The 25344-nt window shown below is 57.2% G+C and carries 17 protein-coding genes; 4 read left to right on the forward strand and 13 right to left on the reverse strand.

Annotated features, from left to right (window positions below; all coding sequences use genetic code 11):
- Window positions 1-14: 14 nt before the first annotated feature.
- A complete protein-coding gene (locus DD586_RS13305; protein ID WP_012885350.1) occupies window positions 15-1133 on the reverse strand; it encodes a hypothetical protein in 1119 nt (372 codons plus the stop codon).
- A gap of 221 nt (window positions 1134-1354) precedes the next feature.
- Entirely contained in the window at window positions 1355-2500 is a 1146-nt protein-coding gene (locus tag DD586_RS13310; RefSeq protein WP_012885351.1) for a hypothetical protein, read from the reverse strand.
- Between the two features lie 125 nt (window positions 2501-2625).
- Here DD586_RS13310 and DD586_RS21480 point away from each other — a divergent pair, with 125 nt between their 5' ends.
- On the forward strand, window positions 2626-2769 hold the full coding sequence (locus DD586_RS21480; protein ID WP_228669689.1) for a DUF3885 domain-containing protein: 144 nt from the start codon (window positions 2626-2628) through the stop codon (window positions 2767-2769).
- A 167-nt stretch (window positions 2770-2936) separates the two neighbouring features.
- Window positions 2937-3482: an NADPH-dependent FMN reductase gene (locus DD586_RS13315; protein ID WP_012885352.1), complete on the forward strand. Its 546-nt coding sequence runs from the start codon at window positions 2937-2939 to the stop codon at window positions 3480-3482.
- Between the two features lie 48 nt (window positions 3483-3530).
- Here the strand turns inward: DD586_RS13315 and cobA are convergent, their stop codons facing one another.
- From cobA to DD586_RS13365, 10 genes are all read right to left on the reverse strand, one after another.
- Window positions 3531-4361, reverse strand: a complete 831-nt coding sequence (cobA, locus tag DD586_RS13320) for a uroporphyrinogen-III C-methyltransferase (RefSeq protein WP_012885353.1) — start codon at window positions 4359-4361, stop codon at window positions 3531-3533.
- Between the two features lie 27 nt (window positions 4362-4388).
- Window positions 4389-7037, reverse strand: coding sequence for a nitrate reductase (locus DD586_RS13325; protein WP_012885354.1), 2649 nt, complete (start codon window positions 7035-7037; stop codon window positions 4389-4391).
- Window positions 7034-11212, reverse strand: coding sequence for a nitrite reductase large subunit NirB (gene nirB, locus DD586_RS13330; protein ID WP_012885355.1), 4179 nt, complete (start codon window positions 11210-11212; stop codon window positions 7034-7036). The genes DD586_RS13325 and nirB overlap by 4 nt, the downstream gene beginning before the upstream one ends.
- Before the next feature lie 12 nt (window positions 11213-11224).
- Window positions 11225-12019 carry an ABC transporter ATP-binding protein gene (locus tag DD586_RS13335; RefSeq protein WP_012885356.1) on the reverse strand — a complete coding sequence of 265 codons (795 nt, stop codon included), beginning with the start codon at window positions 12017-12019 and terminating at the stop codon, window positions 11225-11227.
- 10 nt (window positions 12020-12029) lie between these two features.
- A complete protein-coding gene (gene ntrB, locus DD586_RS13340) occupies window positions 12030-12959 on the reverse strand; it encodes a nitrate ABC transporter permease (protein ID WP_012885357.1) in 930 nt (309 codons plus the stop codon).
- 12 nt (window positions 12960-12971) lie between these two features.
- Window positions 12972-14258, reverse strand: coding sequence for an ABC transporter substrate-binding protein (locus DD586_RS13345; RefSeq protein WP_012885358.1), 1287 nt, complete (start codon window positions 14256-14258; stop codon window positions 12972-12974).
- Window positions 14259-14713: 455 nt separating this feature from the next.
- Entirely contained in the window at window positions 14714-16003 is a 1290-nt protein-coding gene (locus DD586_RS13350) for a nitrate regulatory protein (RefSeq protein WP_012885359.1), read from the reverse strand.
- A 391-nt stretch (window positions 16004-16394) separates the two neighbouring features.
- On the reverse strand, window positions 16395-17792 hold the full coding sequence (locus DD586_RS13355) for an efflux transporter outer membrane subunit (RefSeq protein ID WP_012885360.1): 1398 nt from the start codon (window positions 17790-17792) through the stop codon (window positions 16395-16397).
- The gene (locus tag DD586_RS13360; protein WP_012885361.1) at window positions 17792-20959 is read right to left on the reverse strand and encodes an efflux RND transporter permease subunit; all 3168 of its coding nucleotides are present in this window, start codon (window positions 20957-20959) and stop codon (window positions 17792-17794) included. The genes DD586_RS13355 and DD586_RS13360 overlap by 1 nt, the downstream gene beginning before the upstream one ends.
- Window positions 20960-20961: 2 nt before the next feature.
- Window positions 20962-22107, reverse strand: coding sequence for an efflux RND transporter periplasmic adaptor subunit (locus DD586_RS13365; protein WP_012885362.1), 1146 nt, complete (start codon window positions 22105-22107; stop codon window positions 20962-20964).
- A gap of 122 nt (window positions 22108-22229) precedes the next feature.
- Between DD586_RS13365 and DD586_RS13370 the strand changes: the two genes are divergently transcribed.
- Both DD586_RS13370 and DD586_RS13375 read left to right on the forward strand, forming a co-directional pair.
- Window positions 22230-22823 carry a TetR/AcrR family transcriptional regulator gene (locus DD586_RS13370; RefSeq protein ID WP_012885363.1) on the forward strand — a complete coding sequence of 198 codons (594 nt, stop codon included), beginning with the start codon at window positions 22230-22232 and terminating at the stop codon, window positions 22821-22823.
- Entirely contained in the window at window positions 22820-24052 is a 1233-nt protein-coding gene (locus tag DD586_RS13375) for a multidrug effflux MFS transporter (RefSeq protein WP_012885364.1), read from the forward strand. Before DD586_RS13370 ends, DD586_RS13375 begins: the two co-directional genes overlap by 4 nt.
- An 88-nt stretch (window positions 24053-24140) precedes the next feature.
- Here DD586_RS13375 and DD586_RS13380 read toward each other — a convergent pair whose 3' ends face one another.
- Window positions 24141-25124: an alpha/beta hydrolase gene (locus DD586_RS13380; RefSeq protein ID WP_012885365.1), complete on the reverse strand. Its 984-nt coding sequence runs from the start codon at window positions 25122-25124 to the stop codon at window positions 24141-24143.
- Window positions 25125-25344: the final 220 nt, after the last annotated feature.

Genomic DNA, 25344 nt, shown 5'->3' on the forward strand with positions numbered 1-25344 from the left:
CGGAAAGATGCCTGTTACGGCAACGGCAAATCTTTCAACCGTCCGGGATGTTGTTTGACGATATCCCAAGGCAGGATTTCCCAGCCGGAACCTTTACACAGCGACGTAAAATTAGAGGCCATGGTCTGAAAATAGATGCCTTTGGGTGTCAGGCTCCAGGGCGCGTTCGCCCACACTTCCGATGAACTGTAATCACAGACATCGTCACTTTCATCATCCGTCGCCGCGGTCTGTTTCGGATAAAGCCGGGCAAACTCAGCCGCCAGCCATGTCGGTAAAGTGTCCTGCAAATACGCATCAGGGATAGCTGAGGCATCAGGTACTGGCGACGTGTCTACCCACATCAGATCAGAGAGTGTCAGCCAGCTCGCATTTGAGACTTGTAAAATATGGGGTGACACGTCCATATAGCTATGCGCACCGCCGCAGTCTCTGACATCGGACACCACGTAGCTGATCAGCGTCTCTGACAACAGACTAATTTTCACCTTGTCGTCCGAGTGTTCACACTGTGCAACAGCCAAGACTGAGCGCCAGAAGCTGTCTCGTAGTGCGGTATTCAATGCAACAAGTCTTTCTGCCGGATAACCCGAGGTTAACTGGAACATCGATATTTTAGCGTTCGGTTCCTGCCACCACTCCACGTTATAACCATTGACGACACCTTGTTTGACCATCACCGGCTCAGCCGTTGCACGCAGCAGATAGTCATAAGGCGAGACTTGGTAGAGTGACTGCATAAAGGGCGACAATCCGGCGGTAGCTATCGGTGCTACTGGCGACAGTACCACGGTGAGCGGTGCCCCCTGCCCCTGACGCCACTCGCCCTGCCAGCCGTTATTATCGGCAGGTTGTAACGTGATAACCGGGCTGTTGGTGGGCTTTGCCTCAGCATCGGCCTCGTCATCATTCTCCAACGCATCTACATCGACATTCAGCGTCAACTGCCCTTGTTTGCTGCGCTGACCATTAATATGGTGAGTCACTCGCTCTGGGGTAGTGAAATAGCGACTCTCCACACGCCCATCTACGTTAACATCCAACTCCATCACTACCGGCGTTGTCCCCAGCGTGCCGTTATATATTACAGTCTTGGCCTGAGCCATCCCCACCAGAAAAACGAAACCCAGCACCACTATCCTTGAGGCTAATGTTAATAATTTCATATTAAATAAACAGATAAGAAAGAGAGCTGATACTATAACGGAAATAGATTAAGCATCGTAATCAAAAACCATACAGTATTCTGATCCTATCCCAAATAATTCGAGTTGCAGAAAGATGGGTATATACAGGGAATCACAATGAGTACCCCGGTCTGGATACACGCAAACCGGGACATTCGTCGTGCATATTAAGGTAGCGGCAAATTCTTCAAACGACCAGGATGTTGCTTCACGACACTCCACGGTACGATGGCCCAGGGAGCATCATCACAAACGCTGTCACTCGTCGGGAAAGTCGGGTGGAAAAGAATGCCCTGAGCAGTCAGGCTCCATGTTGGAAACATCCAGACCTCAGGCCGCCGATAATCACACAGAGTATTACCTCCACCACTATTTACCGTATTAGCCATTCTTGCTGGATACATCACAGAGAATTGCTCAGCCAGCCAATGTGGGAGTATTCCATCATTGTAATCTTTCGGTTCCAACGTATTATCTGGTGCTGGCTGCTCGCCAACCCAGAACAAATCCTTTAACTCCATATGACTAGCATCGCTAGCATATAGGCTTTCACTTCTAACACCAGAGTTATAACCATTGCCACAGCTTTCACTGCCAGCGATAGAGTAACTCACTACCCAAGGTAGTAACTGGTTGATGTTTACTTGCTCAGTATAGGAGCCTTTATCTGTCCCTTGCATACAACGGTAGTAATTTAATACCTCCTGCCACAGTTCCTTGCGCAACACCGTATTCAACCCCGACAATTGTTCTGCCGGATAGCCGCTGCGTAACTGAAATGTCGTCATGCCAGATAATGGATCCCGCCACCATTCCACATCATACCCATTCACCGTTTCCTGCTTTGTCATAACTGGCTCAGCTCTTTCATGCCGCAGGTATTCATAACGTGAATGCTGATAAGCCTGTTGCATAAACGGTGAGGCTGTCGCAGGCAATTCGGTAACCAGAGACAGCACCACCGGATAGGATTTCCCTTTGCCGTTGCGCCATTCGCCCTGCAAGGTGTTCTGATCGCGGCTACGCAGCACCATCACCGGTATCGGATCTTTGCCAGCCAGTGCTTGTTGCTCATCCATCGAATCATCGCCTTCCGACAGCACCAGATTGCCCTGTACATCCTGTGAGCCGGATAATCCAATGTCTTTGCGGTATTTAGTATAAAAATAACGCCCATTAATACTTTGGTTCTCTGGCTGACCGGGGGCGTTATACAGCTCCACCACAATGGTGGTATTGCCTATAGTGCCGCGATAAACGGGAAAATCATCGTCAGCCTGAACTACCCCGGCCAGACAAACGAAACCCAGCACCACTATCCTTGAGGCTAATGTTAATAATTTCATATTAAATAAACAGATAAGAAAGAGAGCTGATACTATAACGGAAATAGATTAAGCATCGTAATCAAAAAAATAGAAGACTATACAGGTCATTGATGGTGCAGCTTTTCCCCTACGACGATCAGGGCATGGATGTGATTGGCGATAATCCTTCACAGTTAAGCGATCTCTACCAGCGTTTCAACCACTACCTGCTGGATAACGACCGTCCGCTGATGGACCGCTATTACGGTGCCTAATATCTTCAGAGTAAAGTACAAAAACGCCAATATCCTCACGGAATAGTCCACACTACTCGATGGCAATTTTCTCCCCACGCTCTATGCTATGACGAGTCAGGGAAAACGATGACGCGATGCGCGCCGACGTTATCCTGGTGATTTTTTCACACAAAAAGGACAACACCATGAATCAAATCAAGTTGTTAGGTATTGGTGGTAGCCTGCGTAAAGCCTCTGCCAACCGGGGATTGCTGCGTGCCGCGCAGTCGGTACTGCCCGCTTATGCCACGCTGGACATTGCCGACCTGCTGGATGTACCGTTTTATAACGCTGATTTGACTGAGGTACCGGAATCCGTACAGCGCATCGCCCGTCAGGCCAGTGAGGCGGATGGGTTTGTGTTTGCCTGCACCGAATACAACTATTCGATGGCACCGGCGCTGAAAAATATTCTGGACTGGTTATCCCGCCTGCCGGATACCACCATTTTAAGCGGTAAACCGGCAGCCTTGATGGGCGCGGGCGGCGGTATGGGCACCTCTCGAGCGCAGTATCATTTGCGCCAGAGTTGCGTCTACCTGAATGTTCATGTGCTGAACAAGCCGGAAGTCTTCGCTAACGCCTTTGCCGGTGGTTTCGACGATCAGGGCAACCTGAAAGATGAAAACATTACCGTTCTGATTGCCGAGCAAATGAATGCGCTTGTCGATGAGATCGGGCTCAGAAGATAACACATCCTTTCATCAGGCTACCGCCCGCTGTCGGGCGGCAGTCGTCGCTTATGCCGCCACCGTTCCCACCTTCATCATCGCTTCGCTGGCCACCGTCAGTGCCGGATGGCGACAAAAACGCACCACTTCCCCGACCACTAGCAAGCTGGGCGACTGCGGCTGATAACGCGCCATCAGTGCGGGCAAGGTCGCAAGCGTCGCGGTCATCACGCGTTGCTCCGGCTGCGTGCCGCGCTCAATAATCGCCAGCGGCGTACTGGCAGGCAGGCCGTGTGCTATTAACTTCTGGCACAGACGGCTGGCATGACTCAACCCCATATAAAACACCAACGTTTGCTGGCCTGCCCCCAGGGTTTCCCAGTCCAGTTGCGGCTCGCCATCACGGGCATGGCCGGTAATAAACCGTACCGATTGAGCACAATCCCGGTGTGTCAACGGCAACCCTACCGCTGCCGCACAACCGGTAGCGGCAGTAATCCCCGGTACAACATGGCAACGCACACCCTGTTGATGCAGGTAATCCATTTCCTCACCGCCACGCCCGAAAATAAACGGGTCACCGCCTTTTAAGCGCACGACACGCTGCCCGGCTTGCGCCAGCTCCATCAACAGTTGATTAATTTGCGGTTGCGGCAGTGCGTGGTTGCCCTGCTGTTTACCAACATCGATGCGCAAGGTGTCGCGCTGAATTAACGCCATAATATCGGCGGAAACCAGCCGGTCATGCACGACCACATCCGCCTGCTGAATCACTCGCAGTGCTTTGATCGTCAGCAGCTCGGCATCGCCGGGACCGGCACCCACCAGCCAGACGTCGCCTGCCAGTAACGGCTGGCGCTGATGGCCCTGCGCCATCAGCTTATTCAGAGTAAGGTTCATAGGATGACTCCTTTTTCCGGGCGCGGCTCAGCCCGCCCGGCGTAATGTGTCTGGCGTCGCATACTGTTGCAGCAACGCCTTCAGTTCCGGCACGCAGGATCCGCAGTTGGTCCCGCACTGTAGCTGTTCACCCAGTTGCGCCACGCTGTGGTACCCCTGACGGATAGCGTCGATAATGCGCTGCTCACCAACCGCGAAACAGCTGCAAATGGTCGCGCCTTGCGGTGTTTCCCCCTGTGGGGCACACCCCGCCAGCAACGCCAGTCGATCAGACGACTGCTGTGGCGGCACGGCAAATGCCGCCAGCACCGCTTCACGCGCCAGTTGCGGACGATGCGCGCCGACATAAAGCGCCACAGCGACCTGTGTGCCTCGCCAGCCAATCGCATGAAACAGTCGGTCGTCCCCCTGAGTCTGCTGAAATTCAACGTCGCTCAGGTCATATTGCCGGGTCAGCCAGTCGAGCCAGTGCTCTGGTGTACGCTCGTCGGCGATCACGTAATGCGACACCCCGTCAGCAGTAATCCGGCTCCAGTAGCCACAGTCCGGTACGGCGACATCGCCGCGGACAAACAGCTCGCCGAACCAGACGGCGGGCCAGCGTTGGATGCGTACTCGCGCCTGCTTGCTTTCCGGCTGACCGGAGTAAGGGTCAGTCACCGCCGCGACCAGGCTATCGACGCGCGCCTGTGCGCTGAATTGCCGGTTCCAGTGCATGGGGACAAAAATGCTGCCGGGTTGCTGACCACGCTGAACCTGCGCCCGCACCAGCATCCAGCCTGACCCGGCGCTGATACGCACCAGTTCGCCATCGTGCACACCGGCGTTAAGCGCATCCTGCGGGTGCAGATCGCAGTAGGGCTCCGGCAGATGCTGCATCAGACGCGCCGCCTTGCCGGTGCGGGTCATGGTGTGCCACTGGTCACGCACCCGACCAGTATTGAGCACCAGTGGATACGCCGGGGACGGTGGATTGACCGGCAATTGCGGGGTGATTGCCAGCAGCCTCGCCTTACCGTCCGAATGCCAGCAGCGGCCATCGGCATATAAGCGCGCGGTACCGCTATTGGCATGAGGGGTCACCGGCCATTGTACCGGGGCAAGTTGCTGCCATTGCTCATCGCTGAGCGTTGCCAGCGCGCTGATGTTGAAGGCACGCTGCCCCTGATTCTCAAACCCGGATAACGCGGCATGTTCACGGAAAATTTGCGCCGGGTGGCGGTAATCAAACGCCTCGCCAAACCCCATACGCGTCGCGACCTGCGACACAATCCACCAGTCTGCCTTCGCCTCGCCCGGTGCTGGCAAAAACGCACGTTGACGGGAAATACGCCGTTCGGAGTTGGTGACCGTGCCGTCTTTTTCTCCCCATGCCAATGCGGGTAACAGAATATCGGCGCATTCGGTGGTATCGGTATGGCGCATCACATCAGAGACAATCACCAGCGAGCAGCGCAACAACGCCTGCCGCACCCGATCCGCCTCCGGCATTGACACCACCGGGTTGGTGCCCATTATCCATACCGCCTTCACCTGCCCGGCTTCGATGGCACGAAACAGATCCACCGCCATCAGCCCTGGAGCCGAGGCCACCCGATCACTGCCCCAGAAGCGACCGACCCGCGCCACCTCTTGCGGGCTGAACCCCATGTGCGCCGCCAGTTGATTCGCCAGCCCGCCCACTTCCCGGCCCCCCATCGCATTCGGCTGACCGGTAATCGAAAACGGGCCGCACCCAACCCGGCCGATACGGCCACTGAACAGATGCACGTTGATAATCGCGTTGCATTTGTCGCTACCTGAAGCAGACTGGTTAATGCCCTGCGAGTAGAGCGTGACTACCTTGCCGGTCTCACTGAACCACTGGTAAAAGCGGGTGATGTCCTCGTGTCGTAACCGGCAGAATTCCGCCACCTGTTCTACCGTCCACTCATCGGCCGCCGCCAGTGCCGCCTCCACACCGCTAAGTGCGTCGGGCAGCGGCGCGGACTGCTGCGCCAGCCAGTGCAGCAGTCCGTTGAACAACCCGGCATCACTGCCGGGTGCCAGCGGCAGGTGTAAATCCGCCGCATCGCAGGTGGCGGTATGACGCGGGTCCACCACCACGACTTTCATGTGCGGACGCTGTTGTTTGGCCTGCATCAGCCGCTGATACACCACCGGGTGCGCCCAGGCGGTATTGGAGCCGACCAGCACCACCAGATCCGCCTGTTCGATGTCCTCATAGTTACCCGGCACCGCATCGGCACCCAGCGCCCGTTTGTAACCAATGACCGCTGAGGCCATGCACAGCCGGGAATTGGTATCCATGTTGGCGCTGCCAATGAATCCTTTCATCAGCTTGTTGGCGACGTAATAGTCTTCGGTCAGTAATTGTCCCGAACCGTAAAACGCCACCGCCTGCGGGCCGTGCTGCGCGATAATATCGCCGAGCGATTGCGCGACCCGGTCCAGCGCCTGATCCCAACTGACTCGCTGCCCGTCTACCAGCGGCCATAACAACCGCCCTTGTAGACTCAGCGTGTCGCCGAGCGCTGAACCTTTGACGCACAACCGTCCCTGATTGGCCGGGTGCTGGCTGTCGCCTTTTATGGTCACCCTCCCGTCCGGTTGCGCCGTGGCAATCACGCCGCAACCCACGCCGCAATAAGGACAAGTGGTGCGACAGTCGGTCATAACGCCTCCGCCATGTCGGTCGCTACCACCGTCATCGGTTCATCAGCCACCCAGATACGATCCTGAACGACACGTACCGGCCAGACGCGTACCCGCAACTGACTGTCATCCGGGCTGACACCGTCACACAAGCGCAAACGTTTTTTGTACAGCGGCGAAATCACCACCGGCTCACCGGCCACGTCGCCGACAATGCCGCGCGATAGCACGTTAGCACCGCTTCCCGGCTCCAGGTTATCGAGCGCGAACACGCGTGCCGCCTGCCCCGGTTGCGACGCCGGGAGATGGAACAACGCCACCTGCCGATGCCCGACCCGCGCTGCCATCCCTGCATTCGCCGGGATATCGCTGAGGAAACCGACGCACTGCCAGCCATCGGCCCCGAGGGTCTCGGATACGGTGATCGGTTTTTTCTCTTCCGGGCGCGCCGGGCGAATCTGACCACGTTCGGGGACCATCACCACCGCCTCATCCGGGGTGTCGCTGTTGAGGAAGGCGCGGAACAATGCCCGGTTTTCGTCATGCGCCAGTGTAGTCTGCCACTCGCACTGGTAGCTGTCGATAACATGGCGCATCTCGCTTTCCAGCTCATCGGCAATCCCCAGGCTGTCGTCGATCACCACCTGACGCAGGTAATCAACGCCGCCTTCCAGATTATCCAGCCACACACTGGTACGCTGGAGCCGGTCTGCGGTACGGATGTAAAACATCAGCAGGCGGTCGATAAACCGGAACAGCATCTCGGTATCCAGATCGCTGGCAAACAGGTCGGCATGACGCGGTTTCATACCGCCATTACCGCACACGTACAGGTTCCAGCCTTTGTCGGTGGCAATCACACCGATGTCTTTACCCTGCGCTTCGGCGCACTCACGGGTACAACCGGAAACCGCCATCTTGAGCTTATGCGGCGAGCGCAACCCTTTGTAACGATGCTCCAGCGCAATCGCCAGCCCAGTCGAATCCTGCACGCCATAGCGACACCAGGTTGACCCCACGCAGGATTTCACGGTACGCAGCGACTTGCCGTAGGCATGACCGGTTTCAAAACCGGCGTCGATCAGTTCCTGCCAGATAGCAGGCAGTTGTTCCAGCCGCGCCCCGAACAAGTCAACGCGCTGACCACCGGTAATTTTGGTGTACAAGTGGTAGCGTTCCGCCACCTGACCGATGGCAATCAACCCTTTAGGGGTGATCTCCCCACCGGGGATACGCGGTACCACCGAGTAGGTACCGTCTTTTTGGATGTTGGCCAGAAAACGGTCATTGGTATCCTGCAACGGCACGTGTTCGGGTTTCAGCACATAGTCGTTCCAGCACGATGCCAGCATCGACCCCACCAGCGGTTTACAAATTTCACACCCCAGCCCGTGGCCGTGACGGGCGATCAACTCGCCGAAACTGTGGATACGGTTGACGCGGATCAGGTGGTACAGTTCCTGACGCGACCAGGCAAAGTGCTCGCAGATGTCTTTTTTCACCTCAATGCCTGACTGCTGCAACCGGTATTCCATCACCTGCTTGAGTAACGGCACACAACCGCCACACCCCGTCCCGGCCTTGGTGCAGGCTTTCAGTGACGCCAGATCGGTACAACCGTTGTCTACCGCCGCGAAAATGTCCGCTTTGCTGACGTTGTGGCAGGAGCAAATCTGCGCGCTGTCCGGCAATGCCGCCACCCCCAGCCCTTTCGGTACCGCCCCATCCAATGCGGGCAGAATCAGGCTTTCCGGATGATCGGGTAACGTCATGTCGTTGAGTTTCATTTGCAGCAGTGTGCTGTAATCGCTGCTGTCGCCGACCAGCACCGCCCCCAGCAGTCGCTTGCCGTCTGCCGAGACAATGATTTTTTTGTAGACCTGATTCGGCTCGTCGTTCCACTGATAACTCTGGCTGCCTTCGGTGTTGCCGTGGGCATCGCCGATTGACGCGACATCAACCCCTAGCAGCTTGAGCTTGGTGCTCATGTCAGCGCCGGTGAAAGCCTGTTGCTGCTGTTCCTGCTGCGCCGATCGGGCCAGTTGGGCGGCAACGGTGCGCGCCATCTGGTAGCCCGGGGCCACCAGTCCGAATATCTGCCCTTGCCATACCGCACACTCGCCGATAGCGAAGATAGCGTCATCCGACGTCTGGCAATGATCGTCAATCACGATACCACCACGCGTACCTATCGCCAGCCCGGCTTCACTCGCCAGCCGAACGCGTGGACGAATACCGGCGGAAAACAGTATCAGATCGGTTTCCAGCGACGTGCCATCGGCAAAGTTCATGCGGTGACGCGCCTGCTCGCCTGCCGTAATGGCGAGCGTTTCTTTGCTGGTGTGTACATGCAGACCCAACGCTTCGATTTTGCGCCGCAGCAACTGCGCGCCGCCATCATCCAGTTGCACCGCCATCAGCCGGGGCGCGAACTCCACCACATGGGTCTCCAGCCCCAGTTGGCGCAGTGCGTTAGCGGCTTCCAGCCCCAGCAGTCCGCCGCCCACGACGACGCCACTGCGTGATTCGCGTGCTTCGGCGGCAATCGCATCCAGATTGTCCAATGTGCGATAGACCAGACAGCCGGGGCGATCATTGCCTTTGATTGGCGGTACAAACGCATAGGAACCAGTGGCCAGCACCAGACGATCGTAAGGCGTTTCCTGACCATTCGCATCGCGCACACAGCGGCGCTGGCGATCGATGGCCATCACCTGACAGCCGGTACGCAGCTCAATACCGCTCTGCTCGAAAAAACCGTCACTGACCATCGACAGCGACTCGGCGCTACGTCCGGCAAAATACTCGGACAAATGTACCCGGTCATAGGCCGGGTAGCGTTCTTCGCCAAACACCACCACGTGATATTCCTGGTGCAGGCCGCGTTCCACCAGTTGCTCCAGAAAGTGGTGACCGACCATGCCGTGCCCCACTACCACCAATACGGGTTTACTCATAACAGAAATCCTTACGGCTTCAGGCCGTATGTCTATTTCAGGAAAAGAAAGACCAAATAAAAGCGATGACGGTGCCGATGGCAGCCTGGTCTCCATGGCCGCCAGCAGTTGCGGGCTGTCGTTGACATGACCGAACAGCAGCGCACCGCACAACCGATCGTCGCGGAATATCAGACGGCGGTAGTGACCGCCGAGTGGGTCTGACAGTGAGTGAGTCTGATCGCCCGCCTGCGGATGCAATTCTCCTGCACTCACTACGTCAATCCCGGTTACCTTCAGGCGCGTGGCCAGCGGCGTCGGCACGTAATCCGCTACCGGCTGCCCGGCCAGTCTGGCCGCCAGCACATCGGCCTGCGCCAGACAGGGGGCCACCAGCCCCACCGTCTCCCCATTAATTTCAGCGCATTCGCCGAGCGCGCTGATAGCCTCGTCGGTGGTACGCAACTGGCCATCCACCACAATGCCGCGTCCGCATGGCAGGCCGCTGTCGCGAGCCAGCTCACATACCGGCTGTACGCCGGTCGCTACCACCACCAGACCGGCAGGAAGGCGTGTGCCGTCTGCCAGATCCACCGCCTCAACCTGGCCGCTCCCGCGCTTTTCATTACCGATAAACGACTGGATCTGCACACCGGTCAGGCAACGGATGCCACGCTCTCGCAACCGGGTAGCCAGTAAATCGCTGGCGACATCATCAAGCTGGCGCTCCATCAGCCGGGTGTGGCGATGTACTAACGTCACCTCGGCACCGTGCAGGCGCAATGCGGCGGCGGCCTCAATCCCCAATACCCCGCCACCTATCACCACCACTGGCGTTTTTTGCCGTACCGCCGCCCACATCCGCTCGACATCATCCAGAGTGCGAAACCCTGTCACACCTGACAGGTTGATGCCCGGCCATGGCGGCATAAACGGACGGGACCCCGTCGCCAGAACCAGGTGGTCATACGCCAGACGGCGGCGGTCGGTGACCACCTCCCGCGCGGCCCTGTCGATACACAGTACCGACTCACCGGTCAGGACGGTGACGTCCATCGACTCGGGTACCGGCTCCAACTGCGTTTCCTCAAACGTTTTTTCACCCCCCAACACCGACGAGAGCAGCACGCGGTTATAACTGGCACGCGGCTCACGATCGATGAGGGTGATGCGGTAGCGTTGCGCTGCAAGCTGCCCCAGTTTTTTTACCAGCCGGGCGCTGGACAGGCCGTTACCGATGACAACCAGATGCGCTCTCATCGCTCCCTCCCGTCAGGCCGCGTGCGGCTGCTTCTCGTAGAGGAAATGCAGTACCTGTTGGCGGTACTGGTGATAACGCGGGTCGTCCGCCAGCGCGACGCGAGAACGCGGACGTTCCAGCGCTACCGTCATGATTTCCCCCACGGTGGCGGCCGGGCCATTAGTCATCATCAGCACCCGGTCGGACAGCAGCACTGCTTCATCCACGTCATGGGTGATCAGCACGATGGTGGTATTCAGTTGCTGCTGAATATCCATCACCGCATCCTGCAAATGAGCACGGGTCAGCGCATCCAGCGCACCGAAGGGCTCATCCATCAGCAACACTTTGGGTTTCATCGCCAGCGCCCGGGCGATGCCCACCCGCTGTTTCATCCCACCGGAAATTTCATGTGGCCGCTTGTTCAGGGCGTGCCCCATGTGCACCAGTTCCAGGTTGTGGACAATCCACTCGTGCATTTCCGCCTTGGTCATCTGACCGCGAAACACCTGTTTTACCGCCAGCGCCACGTTGTCGTAGGTGGTGAGCCACGGCAGCAGTGAATGGTTCTGGAATACCACCGCCCGCTCCGGCCCCGGTCCGTCGATTTCACGGTTGTCGCACAACAGACCACCGTGCGTCGGCAGCGTCAGCCCGGCAATCAGGTTAAGCAGTGTTGATTTACCGCAGCCGGAATGCCCAATCAGACTCAGGGTTTCCCCGGCATGAATATCAAAGCTCACGTTATCAAGCGCCACGAACGAACCGCTGGCGGTGGAGAAACGCTGGCTAACCTGCTGAATACGAATAATCGGTTGATGGCGCATCGGCTTCTCCTTAACGGGTTTCATAGCTAAAGCGTTTGGCCAGCAACATCAGCCCTTGCTCAAGTAACAACCCGACCACGCCAATCACCAAAATAGCGGTGATGATGTTGGGCACGTTGAGGTTGTTCCACTCGTTCCAAATCCAAAAACCGATGCCGATACCGCCAGTCAGCATTTCTGCTGCCACGATCACCAGCCAGGCGATACCGATAGACAACCGAACCCCGGTCAGCACACTCGGCAGTACCGCCGGTAGCAAAATAGTGCGCATGATGGCGAACTCAGACAGCTTCAACACCCGCGCCACATTCAGGTAATCCTGCGGGATTTGGCGTACCCCTTCCGCGGTGTTGAGGATCATCGGCCAGATAGAGCAGATGAAAATCGTCCAACTGGATGCCGGTTCGGCACGCTGGAACAACAGCAAGCCGATGGGTAGCCACGCCAGCGGGCTGACCGGACGCAACAGCGAAATAATCGGGTTGAACATCGCGGCAATAAACCGAAAACGGCCAATCAGGAAACCGGCGGGAATGCCCACCAGCGCCGCCAGACCGAACCCGATACCGACGCGTTTGAGCGACGCCAGCACATTCCAGCCAATGCCCTGATCGTTAGGGCCTGCCACGTAAAAGGGGTCGGCAAAAATGCTCTGCGCCGCCAGCCAGGTTTGCCACGGCGTCGGGAAACCTTTGCTGCTCAGTGCCGCCATCTGCCATACCGCCAGCAGCAGCAACATACCGAGTCCTCCCGGCAACAACCGGGACAGCCCGTTACTCAGACGCTGTCGCCAGACAGGGCGCGGCGTCGCCACTACCGGTTCCTCCGGTGGCGCTACGGTGGCGGCATCAGGCAGCGTGATAACCACAGCATCGGCGGTAGTCGTGTTTTCCGACTCAGCGTCAGGGACGATCGAAAGAATCTGGGCTTGCGTTTTCATGGTCGCTCTCCGTTACTTTTTCACGCTGAAGCTGTTGGCATAACCGGCCGGATCGCTGCCGTCCCACCGCTTACCGTCAATCAATACGCTGCTGCGCATCTCACTGGACGGCAGCGGTACATTGCCGACCATGCTGGCCGCCTGTTTGTAGATATCGATGCGGTTGACCTGACGGGCTAACGCCTGATAATCCGGCTCCTGCGTCAGCAAACCCCAGCGCTTGTGCTGGGTGAGAAACCACATGCCGTCCGACAGATACGGGAAGTTCACTTCGCCGTCGTGGTAGAAGCGCATCGCGTGCGCGTCCTGCCATTGTTTACCGGCACCGTTGTCGTATTGCCCCTGCATGCGACCGACAAGCGTCTCCTCCTGGGTATTGACGTAGGCCCGCCCGGCGATCACGCGGGCAGTTTCACGTCGGTTATCGTCCGAGCTGTCTATCCAACGCGACGCGTCCAGTACCGCCGCCGTCAATGCCCGTGCGGTGTTAGGGTTAGCGTTTACCCAGTTGGCACTGGTACCGAGCACTTTCTCCGGGTGGTCCGCCCAAATCTCCTGCGACGTCACGGCGGTAAAGCCAAGTCCATCGGTAATCGCACGCTGGTTCCAGGGCTCACCGACACAAAAACCGCTCATGTTGCCGATCTTCATGTTCACCACCATCTGCGGTGGCGGTACCACCACCGTGCGCACGTCATCAAACGGGTTGATGCCGGCGGCACCCAGCCAGTAATAGAGCCACATGGCATGGGTGCCGGTGGGAAACGTCTGGGCGAAGGTATACGTCCCCGCTGGGCTGGCTGAGATGAATTTTTTCAGGCTGGCGGCATCCGTCACCCCTGCCTGACGCAAGGCGTTGGACAAGGTGATCGCCTGGCCGTTGTTGTTGATGGTCATCAACGCCGCCATATCGTGCTGCGGCCCTGACGCACCGGCTTGCAAGCCGTACAACAACCCATACAGCACATGGGCAGCATCCAGTTCGCCCGATACCAGCTTGTCACGTACCGCGGCCCAGCTCGCTTCCTTACTCGGCACAAGGGTAATGCCGTATTTCTTGTCAAACCCTTTGACCGAGGCCATCACCACCGAGGCGCAATCAGTCAATGGAATAAAGCCGACACGCACTTCGTTCTTCTCTGGGGCGTCGGAACCAGCCGCCCAGGCGCTGTTCATTATTCCCGGCATTCCCGGTAGCAACATGGCACCGCCCAGTGCGGCACTCCCTACCAAAAACTGGCGACGGGAAAACGCCTGTGTTTGGTTACTGGTTTTCTTATCGGTTGTGGAATCACTCATTAACGACACCTCGGCAACCCGCCCTTCGACGGCAAAAACAAAAAGGCGCCCATAAGCCATGCGAAAATCGCACGCTTATGGGCGCCTTTGCCCAGCGCTTTTCCGTACCGCCATTAGCACGGAAAAGTCGCAGTGAATTGTTACCGGAGATGAAGCAAGGTGTGTGCCAATCTGTCAGATATCCCTATAACCTGACGGCACATTGAATAACTCATTTGTGCCGCGCCGGATAGCTGACGAGTCCCGATGACGCTATTCTGCTCGTCAGTGGCATAGCAAATATTGAGCTGGATCAATTCAGCAGGGATATCCGAGAGATTGAAAAACCGTTATCAGCCTCAGTAAACGCGGGGCCTGCACGGCAAATATTACCCTGAGCTGCACCGTTATCTGGCACGTTGCGCACATTTTATGTGCATTCAACACCCGTATCACCGCTTATCGCAGTGCAACCGTCAGGGCATATCCTGAAAAACATCCGCCACCGCCAGCATCGCGGTAGCAATCTCGATGAGTTTTTTGTTCTGGTTCATCGCCATGCGGCGCAGGGTTTTGTAAGCCTCTTCCTCGCTCAATCCACGATGTTGCATCAACAACCCTTTAGCCCGGTCGATTTGACGGCGCTCATCCAGCGTTGCCCGCATCGCCGCCAGTTCATGGTCCAGCGCCTGCAAGCGCCGCGCCTGCTGCTGTACCAGTGACAACAGCGAACGCCCCAATTGCGGCCGCACACCGTCGCTATCAAGCCAGCCGCTTTGCCCGGTACTGCTCTGCTCCATCTCGGAACGAGCGATAAACACCGAATAACTGTGGTCATCACCTTGCTGCTGCGCCATCAGGCTGGCGACATCAGCTTGCTGGTCGAGGCAGGCTTGCTCCGCGGCGGCAATACGCTCACGGCACAGGTGCATCAGCGTCTGCGACAAACGGTCTTCAATCTGCTTCATGGCATCAATACGTGCCGTTGCCAGGGCAAACCATTGCAAACCGCCTTCCGGCGGTAAGTTCTCCGGCGCACGGGTACAGGCGACGCGGCGTAACCGCTCAAACTCCCGGTCGGTGACCAACGATTGCCAACTCTCCCGGTTGGCATCATCGGCAAAGGTGGCGAAGGTATCAAAGCACCGCTCCTGACGGTCGATCAAATCCATCAACGTTTGCTGAACGTTGACCGGAAACTCGCCAGCGGCAAACGCCGCCGCGCCAACCGCCCGCTCCTGCCCAGCCAGCTCCTTCCCTTGCATGAAACTAAACATCGCCACCAGCGCGCGGGCGATAACCGGTTCCGCCGCGGTATCCGACACTTCAAATACCAGCGTCAGCAAATGACGAATACTATCGTTAAATAGCGTCATCACCGCTGACTGCGCAAGCGTACGCTGGCGCATGTGCTCGCGCATCGATGGCAATAATCCCAGGGTATACACCACGCTGGCAGCACGGCTGAACAGTCGGCTGGCCTGCGGCAACAGGCTGGCACGCTGCGCCAGATCGTCGAGTTGCGCCATAAACTGCAATTCGGCCTGCTGCACATCCTGCTCGCGTTGCGACAACTCATCGGCACATAACCGCCCGTCCGAGCACAGGAACAGGTTAGCGGTTCCACGCTCACGCTGTAGCATATGCACCAGTTGACTGATGCGCCCCACCAGTTCGCCGCTTTGCAGCAAACCGCGCAGGCTGTTCAGCTCACACTGGCGCGATGCCATCAGAAAACGAATTGTCGTTGAAGGGTCCGCTATCATTCTCTCTTCTCTCCACACGGCGGTGAGACATCCATGCGCCGTTATACATCCATGCGCTGTTATACAACGTCCTGTTATACAACTGTCTTGTTATACAACCATTCTGTTATAAAACCGCCCTGTTATAAACTATCCCGTCATAAAACCATGCACTAGTATCGCCATGCAAACCCTACGCCATGCTGCTGTTACGACGAGGGTTTACTAAGGTCAGTTCTTACGGTCAGTTCTCAGAGGGTATAGACAACGAAAAGCGATTTTCTGGGCTATTGGTGAGAGTGACGTTGTGAATGTGACATGGTGAGTGTGACTCGCTATATCCGTCACACCACTACAACAGCGACATCTAAAAGACAGAGCCGGTCAATCATACCGGCTCTGTCAGAACGTACTATTTTCCCCCGCCGCCCAACACATTATACAGCGTGATCAGATTATCCAGCCGCGACTGCTCCAGGCTGAATAACGACTGACGGGCACTGTACAAGGTACGCTGGGCATCCAGCACATTGAGGTAGGTATCTACCCCAGCCTGGTAGCGGTTGCTGGCCAATTGATAGCTACGTTCGGCCGCTGTCACGTAATCTCGCTGTGCCGCCTGCTGCTCATCAATCGTGCCTTTACGCGCCAGCGCATCGGCCACTTCGCGAAATGCGGTCTGCACCGTTTTCTCGTAACTGGCGACATAACCCTGCTTTTCTGCTTCGGCATAGCGTAACGCCGACAGATTGGACCCCCCGTCAAAGAGAGGCAGACTGACGGAAGGCGCCAGCGACCACACGTGAGCGCCACCACTGAACAACGATGACAACGCCTCGCTACTCAAACCGTTGCTGGCGGTCAGGGTAATACTGGGGAAAAACGCCGCACGCGCCGCGCCGATATTGGCATTGGCCGATTTCAGCGTATGTTCTGCGGCCTGTACATCCGGGCGGCGCAACAACACGGCAGACGAAATACCGGCGGCGACCGGTTTCACCGCCTGCGACAGCGACGCCACATCCGTTGGCAATAACGCCTCTGGCACCGACCGTCCGGCTAACAAATCGAGCGCATTTTTATCCTGCGCTTCGGTGGTTAGCGCGCTGGCGACATCGGCCCGTGCCTGTTGATAGACGGTTTCTGCTTGCGCCACATCCACTGCCGATACCACACCATTACGCAATCGGCTGCGGGTTACCGCCAGCGATTGCCCGGCACTCTCCATCGTCTGTCGTGCCAGCGCCAGATTGCTGCGGGCCGTTGCCAGCGCCACCCAGGCTGTCGCCGTATCGGCAATCAGCGTCAGGCGGGTACTGGTGGCGGTCGCGGCACTGGACAAATACGCTTCCCGCGCCGCACCCGTCAGGCTGCGGTTTTTCCCAAACAGATCAAGCGTAAACGCGCTGGTAGATAAGCTGGCACCATAACTGCTGCTTAGCACGGTGCTGTCACTGCCACTGATGAGTGACCGGCTGCGATCACCGTTCATACCGGCGTTAATCGTCGGCAACAATGTTGCCCGTTGTTCGCCAAGCTGCGCCCGTGCCGCCTCCACATCGGCAATCGCTTTACGCAAATCCCGGTTATCCGATAACGCCATCTCCACCACCTGGCGCAATTTGTCATCCACCACCACCTCTCGCCAGGGAATATCCTCTGCGGGTTGGGGTGCCTGCGCTGTCGCCGGATAGGATGCGCCTTGCGGCCAGGCGGCAGGCACCGGTGCGGAGGGCCGTTGATAGTGCGGATCCAGTGAACAACCGGATAACAGCAGGCTGCCGCCCAATACCATCATGATAACGCGCATCAGTTTTCTCCCTGTGTAGAGGTAGGCTCTACCGTTAACGATGCTGCTGGCGTGCGGCGACCGGGGAAGGCCCGTCTGACCATCACAAAGAACATCGGTACCAGAAAAATCGCCAGTACGGTGGCCGTCAGCGTACCGCCGACAATACCGCTACCAATAGAGATGCGGCTGTTGGCACCGGCACCGGTCGCTATCGCCAATGGGAACACTCCGGCGATAAACGCCATCGACGTCATCAGTACCGGCCGCAGACGCGTGCTTGCCCCTTCCAGTGCTGCTTCATACAGGGTGGCACCCCGCTGGTAAGCGGCTTCGGCGAATTCCACAATCAAAATGGCGTTTTTGGCTGACAACCCGATAGTGGTGAGCAGCGCCACCTGGAAATACACATCGTTTTCCAGCCCACGCACTGTCGCCGCCAGCACTGCGCCTACCACACCCAGCGGGATCACCAGCATCACCGAGAAAGGGATACTCCAGCTTTCATACAGCGCTGCCAGACACAAAAACACCACCAGTATCGACATGACATAAAGCGACATCGCCTGCCCGCTGGCCAGCCGCTCCTGATAGGAAAGTTCACTCCAGGCAAAGGTCGTACCGGCGGGCAGTGCACGAGCCAGTGCTTCCATTTCATCCATCGCCTTACCGGAACTGACACCGGGCGCACCGATACCCTGAATTTCGTAGGACGCCAGGCCGTTATAGCGCGACAGGCTTTCCGGACCATAACTCCAGCGGGTAGACGCAAACGAGGAAAACGGCGTCATCACCGTGTTGCCACTGCTATCGGTACCACGGACAAACCATTTATCGAGGTCCGATGGCTGGCCGCGGGACTCAGCGTCGCCCTGGATATAGACTTTTTTTACCCGGCCTCGATCGATAAAGTCATTGACGTAAGTCCCGCCCCAGGCGCTGCTTAGCGTACTGGTGACATCACTTATCGACAGCCCCAGCGCTCGCACTCTGGCGTAATCAAGGTCCACCTGCAGTTGCGGCATCTGCGTCAAATCGTTAGGACGTACCGCCATCAGCCGTGGGTTTTTCGCCGCCGCGGCCAGCAGTTGATCGCGTAGCGCCAGCAGGCGGCCGCGATCCGTATTACCGGTCGCCTGCAATTCAAAGGTAAACCCGTCGGACTGCCCCAGCCCCTGTACCGCCGGTGGCGACATGGTGAATACCTGTGCGTCACGAATGGCAGACAACGCTTGCATGGCGCGTTGGGCTATCGCGGTGGAGCTGTTCGCCTGACCGGGGCGCTGGCTCCAGTTTTTTAGCGCCACGAACGCCATCCCGGCATTCTGTCCACTGCCGCTGAAGTTAAAGCCGGAAATCACGAAAATAGCCTCAACATTGTTTTTCTCTTCATTGAGAAAATAGTGCTCAATGCTCTCCCCGACTTTGCTGGTACGGGCTTCGGTGGCACCTGCCGGTAGCGTAAACTGCACCATCACGTCGCCCTGGTCTTCATTAGGCAGAAAGCCGCCCGGCAGCCGCACGAACAGTACCCCCATCACCACAATCACTACGCCGTACAGCGCCAGATAACGCCACGGGCCGGTTATCACATGCGTCACCCGTCCGGTATAGCGCTGCTGTACATTTTCATAGCCCCGGTTGAAACGGGCAAAAAAGCCGTTAGCGTTCGACGGCGCATGCGCCACCGGTTTGAGCAACGCAGCACAGAGTGCCGGTGTCAGTGTCAGGGCCACAACGACCGACAGTAACATCGAGGAGACAATGGTGATGGAGAACTGCCGGTAGATAACCCCGGTCGAACCGCCGAAGAACGCCATCGGCAGGAACACCGCGCTCAATACCAGCGCCACCCCCACCAGCGCACTGGAAATCTCGCGCATCGACTGTTCCGTGGCCGCCACCGGCGATAACCCCTTGTCGCGCATTAACCGCTCGACGTTCTCCACCACCACGATGGCATCATCCACCAACAGACCTATCGCCAACACCATCCCGAACAGCGTCAGGGTATTGATGGAATACCCAAACACCGCCAGTACGCCGAAGGTACCCAGCAATACGACCGGTACTGCCACGGCGGGGATCAACGTGGCGCGCAGGTTTTGCAGGAACAAAAACATCACCAGCACCACCAGCAGGATGGCCTCAAACAAGGTGCGCACCACCTCTTCCACCGATACCTTGATAAAATCGGTGCTGTCTTTCGGGTAAGACACCTCATAGCCTTTCGGCATCTGTGCGGTGAATTCCTCCACCTTGGCCTTCACTCGCTCCGCCGTTGCCAGCGCGTTGGCGCCGGACGACAGCATCACGGCGATACCGGCAGCCGGGTGACCGTTCAACCGTGTAGTGGTGGTGTAATCCTCATTACCCAGCTCAACCCGCGCCACATCGCCAAGATGTACCAGCGCACCGCTGGATTCACTTTTCACGATGATGTCGCGAAACTGCTCCGGGGTTTTCAACCGCGATTGCGCTGTGACCGTAGCGGTCAGTTGCTGATCGCGACTGGCGGGCTGCGCACCGATTTTCCCGGCGGAAACCTGGGTGTTTTGCGCTTCTATCGCGGAGGAAATATCAGATGGCATCAGGCTGTACGCCGCCAGTTTGGTCGGGTCCATCCAGATCCGCATCGCATACTGGGAACCAAACACTTGTATGCTGCCCACCCCTTCCACCCGGGAGAGCGGATCCTGTAGGTTGCTGACCATATAGTCAGCGATATCGGCGGCGGTGCTTTTGTCGGTTGTGTCGTACAACGCCATAATCAGCAGGAAATCCTGCTGGGATTTGGTCACCGTAATGCCTTGTTGCTGCACTTCCGTAGGCAGACGCGAGGTGGCTTGCTGTACTTTATTTTGTACCTGCACCTGTGCGGTATCCGGGTTGGTGCCCTGCGTAAAGGTGGCGGTGATGCGGACATCACCACTCGAATCACTGGATGACGAAAAATAGAGCAACCCATCGAGCCCGGTGAGCTGCTGTTCAATCACCTGGGTCACGCTGTTTTCCAGCGAATCGGCGGAAGCACCGGGGTAACTGGCTTTGATAGCGATAGACGGCGGTGCCACATCCGGGTATTGCGCCACCGGCAGCGACTCTATTGACAGCGCCCCTGCCAGCATAATCACGATAGCGATAACCCAGGCAAACACCGGCCGATGAATAAAGAAACGGGAGAACATGATTAGTGGGCCTCCGCCGTGCCTGACGTTGTCGACGCAGGCTGGCTCGTCGCCTCAACGGCGGTGACCTTATCGCCTTCGCGAATCTTGTCGGTCCCCTCTGTCACCACGCGCTCCCCTGCTGTTAACCCTCGGGTTATCAGCCAACGGCTACCAATAGCCTCGCCGGTTTCCACTTCCCGCCGTTCCACCACCTGCTGGTTATTGACCACCAGCGCGTAGGCATTACCTTTGGTATCCCGCAGGATGCCTTGTTGTGGTGCCAGAATGGCATCAGGCACGTTAGCGGTCTCCACCGCCGCACGCACAAACATGCCCGGCAGCAGCATATGGCCCGCGTTGGGGAACTCAGCGCGCAACGTTACCGAGCCGGTGGACGTGTCTACCGCCACTTCTGCCAGTTTCAGCCTGCCGGTCTGGTCGTAAGGCTGGCCGTTTTCCAGCGTCAGCGCCACCGCCGCCTGCTGCTGTTTCTGATGTCCCAGCATCGCCAGTCGCTGGCTGCTTGACTGGGTGAGATCAACATAGATCGGATCCAACTGGCGAATGGTCGCCAACGCGGTGCTCTGACTGGCGGTGACCAGCGCACCCGGCGTGACCGATGAAATGCCGATACGACCGGATATCGGTGCGGTAATCCGCGTGTACGCCAGGTTGATTTGTGCGGTTTTCAGTGCGGCGGCTTTCTCTGCCACACTGGCGACATCCTGTTCATACGTGGCCTGGGCGTCATCCGCATCCTGCTGGGATACGCCCTCGTCTTTCAATAAGCGAGCATAACGTTCGGCTTTCAGTTTGGCCGATCGCACGGTGGACTGGGCATTTTTCAACGCTGCCGCCGCCTGATCGACCGCCGCCTGATAACTGGCTGGGTCTATCTGATACAACACCTGCCCGGCTTTGACTTCGCTCCCTTCGGTAAACAGCCGTTGCTGGATAATGCCATCGACCTGTGGGCGAACCTCAGACACCATCGCCGCTGTTACGCGGCCAGTCAGTTCGCTGTGCAATGTCACGGGGGCGCTATGCAGCGTCTGCACGGTGACCGCCACCGGTTGTATCGCCTCTGATGAAGCGGTGTTGCGCTCACATCCGGTCAGCAGCACGGTGAGCATACCGGCTGTTACAATAAAGCTCTTACCTCTCATCAGTCCCTGTCCTAATATTGAGAATGAACGTTCATTCTCAATATAAAAAATTTGACGTCAGACTTCTTATAAAATTTGCAAGGATAACGTTAACAAGGTTGTCCAGGCATTGGAGCAATGTTATGTCATCACCCCATCATGAAGAGAAAACCCAGGCCCGGCGTGACCAGATAGTCGCTGCTGCCCGCCTGTGCTTTCGTCGCTCGGGCTTTCACGGCGCCAGCATGGCGGAGATAGCCGGGCAGGCGCAGCTCAGCGTCGGGCAGATTTACCGTTACTTCGTCAATAAAGACGACATCATCGAAGAGATCGTGCGCCGTATCGTCGATATTCGGCTCCAACGCATGACGCCCGAAAATGGCGACCCTCAGCGCTTTATCCCGCTGCTGGCCCGCCGCCAGTTGCCGGTTAATCCTGGCGACGACGATGACGACCTGCTGATGCTGGAGGTGGCATCCGAGGCAACCCGTAACCCACGCGTAGCCGACATCATGCGGGATGCCGAGCAGAAAATGTTTTCCCACACCAGTTCATTGATAAAAAAACGCTTTCCGCATTTTCCGGATGAAGACATCGCCGCCCGAACCGAACTAATAGCGGTATTGTGCGAAGGCACGACGTTTCGCAGCTTAATTCCGCAACACGCTCCGGTTGCGGTGCTGGAGCGGCTGTATCACACCCTGATTGATTCGTTATTCCCAGAGAAAGCACCATGACTGAAAAATCATCCCGTTCGCAGCTTGAGTACGCCCTGATTCTGGGGTCACTGGCCGCTCTCGGCCCGCTGTGTATCGACCTCTATCTGCCTGCGCTGCCGCAGATGGCGAATGCATTTGCCACCTCGACCTCCGTCACCCAACTCAGCCTGACCGCCGGTTTACTCGGGCTGGGCGCGGGTCAGTTGGTCTTCGGGCCGTTGAGCGACAAGCTCGGCAGACGCCTGCCGCTGCTGCTCTCGCTGGCCATGCTGCTGTTGACCTCCATCTGGTGTGCGCTAGCGCAGGATATTGGTCAGTTGATCGTTGCCCGCTTATTGCAAGGCATCGCCGGTGCGGGTGGCGCAGTACTCTCCAGGGCTATCGCACGGGATCTGTACATCGGCCATGCATTAACGCGCTTTTTCTCACTGCTGATGTTGATCAACGGCCTGGCCCCCATCCTCTCGCCGGTATTCGGTGGGCTGTTGCTGAGTATCACCAGTTGGCGCGGTATTTTTGCATTGCTGGCGGTGATTGCCTGCTTGCTGCTGACGATGAGCGCGCTGCGGCTCAATGAAACGCTGCCTGCCGAGCGACGCATCACCGGGGGTGTCGGTTCGATGCTGTCATCATTGGGAAGCCTGCTGCGGGAACGGACATTCATGGGCTTGTGTTTGGCTCAAGGGCTGTGCGGTGCCGGCATGTTCGCCTACATCGGTGCCTCGCCGTTCGTGCTGCAAGAGGTCTACGGTTTGAGCCCGCAGGCGTTCAGCGTGTGTTTTGCGGTCAACGGCATCGGGCTTATCGCCGCCGGGCAACTGGCTGCCCACTTTAGCCTGCGTTTTGGCGAACAACGCGTCCTGCGCGCCGGGCTGACTATCGCGGTGACTGCGGCACTGGCGTTGACGGTGGCAGGTTTGTTACATGCGCCACTCATCGGCATTCTTATCCCGTTGTTTTTTGCCATCGCCATGATAGGGATTGTCGGCCCTTGTGCGTCATCGCTGGCGATGCAGAGCCAAGGCGACAAAGCGGGCAGCGCTTCGGCACTGATTGGTCTGAACATGTTCATGTTTGGTGCACTGAGCGTGCCGTTTACCGGGCTGGGCGGGAACACCAGCGCGTTATCGATGGCGCTAGTGATTTTGGGGTGCTATCTGCTGGCGGTTACCGCCTATCTGTTGTTATCACCGCAACCGCTCGCCCAAAAAGCGTTAGCGGAAAAAAGGCAAAAGAAGAATACGTGAAAGACATCAACCTTCACGGGTAGGCCCCGTGAAGGTGATCTTTCTTTACCAGAACCCAGGCCGCATAACCTGTAGACTGGGTTGATTATTACAGCTGACCGCCGGTGTCGTTACCGCCCCCCGTTGGAGCCGTTTGCGTGATAGGTTCACCCAGCGTTTGTTTGAACCAATTCACGATTTTATTGATGATCACCGGCTGGAACCAGTTAATATCGCCATGACCAGCCCCCTCCAGCAGCACGTACTCCGCTTTGTTGCCGCCAGCTACCAGCGCTTCATACAGTTGTTTGCTCTGCAACGGTGAAACGACAGTATCCGCACTGCCGTGCATGATGAGATACGGCGGTTTTTTCCCGTTGAGATGCCCCATCGGGCTGGCATTAAGCGCTTTGACCGGGTCGCTGGTAATGGTGGCGCCGGGAAAATCCCCAAATGCCGTGCCATTGACCAACAACGCTTCCGTTACCGCCGGCGAATCATGCACTACGAGCAGGTTTTCTGGAAGGCCTTCGCCAATGCTCAACAAATTGGAAATACCGTACGCCGAAACCACTGCCTGAACATCCGACGATTTATCCAGAAAGCGCCCTTTATCAAAGCTACGCAGCCCATTCGTCGCACCGGTCATTTGCGCGACATAACCACCGGCGGAATCACCCAATACACCAATTCGGTTCGGGTCAATGCCGTATTCCGCTGCGTGTTCACGCAAGTAACGCACTGCCGATTTGGCATCCTCAATCAGTGCCGGGTATTTGTCGGCCACCACACGATATTCCGCCGCCGCGACGACAAAACCAGCTTCCGCAAGCGCCATACGCACATCAATGTATTTGGCATACGCAGCGGAAGCGAAACCACCACCGGGGAAATAGACAATCGCCGGTTTAAGTGTCGTCGTACGTGGGACAAGCAACGACATTTCCAACTGCTGTACTCTTTGTGTACTTTTAATCTGGGAATAAACGATATCATTAAGCGCATCAATTTGTTGGCGTACGGGTTTAACACGAATAACCTGTGCGCCTTTAGTATATCCCATCAGATTATTAACATTCGTTGAGTTAGCCATAATATATGAGTCCTTAAATAATTTAGAGAAAATACTTCGCAATCACCTGTAAGGCGATAATTCCTGATGGTCATATCTCACTATTTTCCGAAGAACAACCGAATTGCGCGTTGAATAACGCAATACATCGATTTTTTACGGCAAGGAAAATAAAAATCAATTTATCAATACAAAATAACAGCGAAAATAAAAAGACGTAAAATAAACCGAGCCATCATAC

The sequence above is a fragment of the Dickeya parazeae Ech586 genome, from assembly GCF_000025065.1.
Classification (GTDB): Bacteria; Pseudomonadota; Gammaproteobacteria; order Enterobacterales; family Enterobacteriaceae; genus Dickeya; species Dickeya zeae.

Coding starts and splice junctions, on each gene's coding strand:
- DD586_RS13335 (WP_012885356.1), bottom strand. CDS start 12,019: ATGCGCCATCAACCGATTATTCGTATTCAGCAGGTTAGCCAGCGTTTC.
- DD586_RS21480 (WP_228669689.1), top strand. CDS start 2,626: ATGGTGCAGCTTTTCCCCTACGACGATCAGGGCATGGATGTGATTGGC.
- DD586_RS13350 (WP_012885359.1), bottom strand. CDS start 16,003: ATGATAGCGGACCCTTCAACGACAATTCGTTTTCTGATGGCATCGCGC.
- nirB (WP_012885355.1), bottom strand. CDS start 11,212: ATGAGAGCGCATCTGGTTGTCATCGGTAACGGCCTGTCCAGCGCCCGG.
- DD586_RS13365 (WP_012885362.1), bottom strand. CDS start 22,107: ATGAGAGGTAAGAGCTTTATTGTAACAGCCGGTATGCTCACCGTGCTG.
- ntrB (WP_012885357.1), bottom strand. CDS start 12,959: ATGAAAACGCAAGCCCAGATTCTTTCGATCGTCCCTGACGCTGAGTCG.
- DD586_RS13345 (WP_012885358.1), bottom strand. CDS start 14,258: ATGAGTGATTCCACAACCGATAAGAAAACCAGTAACCAAACACAGGCG.
- DD586_RS13380 (WP_012885365.1), bottom strand. CDS start 25,124: ATGGCTAACTCAACGAATGTTAATAATCTGATGGGATATACTAAAGGC.
- DD586_RS13360 (WP_012885361.1), bottom strand. CDS start 20,959: ATGTTCTCCCGTTTCTTTATTCATCGGCCGGTGTTTGCCTGGGTTATC.
- DD586_RS13355 (WP_012885360.1), bottom strand. CDS start 17,792: ATGCGCGTTATCATGATGGTATTGGGCGGCAGCCTGCTGTTATCCGGT.
- DD586_RS13315 (WP_012885352.1), top strand. CDS start 2,937: ATGAATCAAATCAAGTTGTTAGGTATTGGTGGTAGCCTGCGTAAAGCC.
- DD586_RS13325 (WP_012885354.1), bottom strand. CDS start 7,037: ATGACCGACTGTCGCACCACTTGTCCTTATTGCGGCGTGGGTTGCGGC.
- cobA (WP_012885353.1), bottom strand. CDS start 4,361: ATGAACCTTACTCTGAATAAGCTGATGGCGCAGGGCCATCAGCGCCAG.
- DD586_RS13375 (WP_012885364.1), top strand. CDS start 22,820: ATGACTGAAAAATCATCCCGTTCGCAGCTTGAGTACGCCCTGATTCTG.
- DD586_RS13370 (WP_012885363.1), top strand. CDS start 22,230: ATGTCATCACCCCATCATGAAGAGAAAACCCAGGCCCGGCGTGACCAG.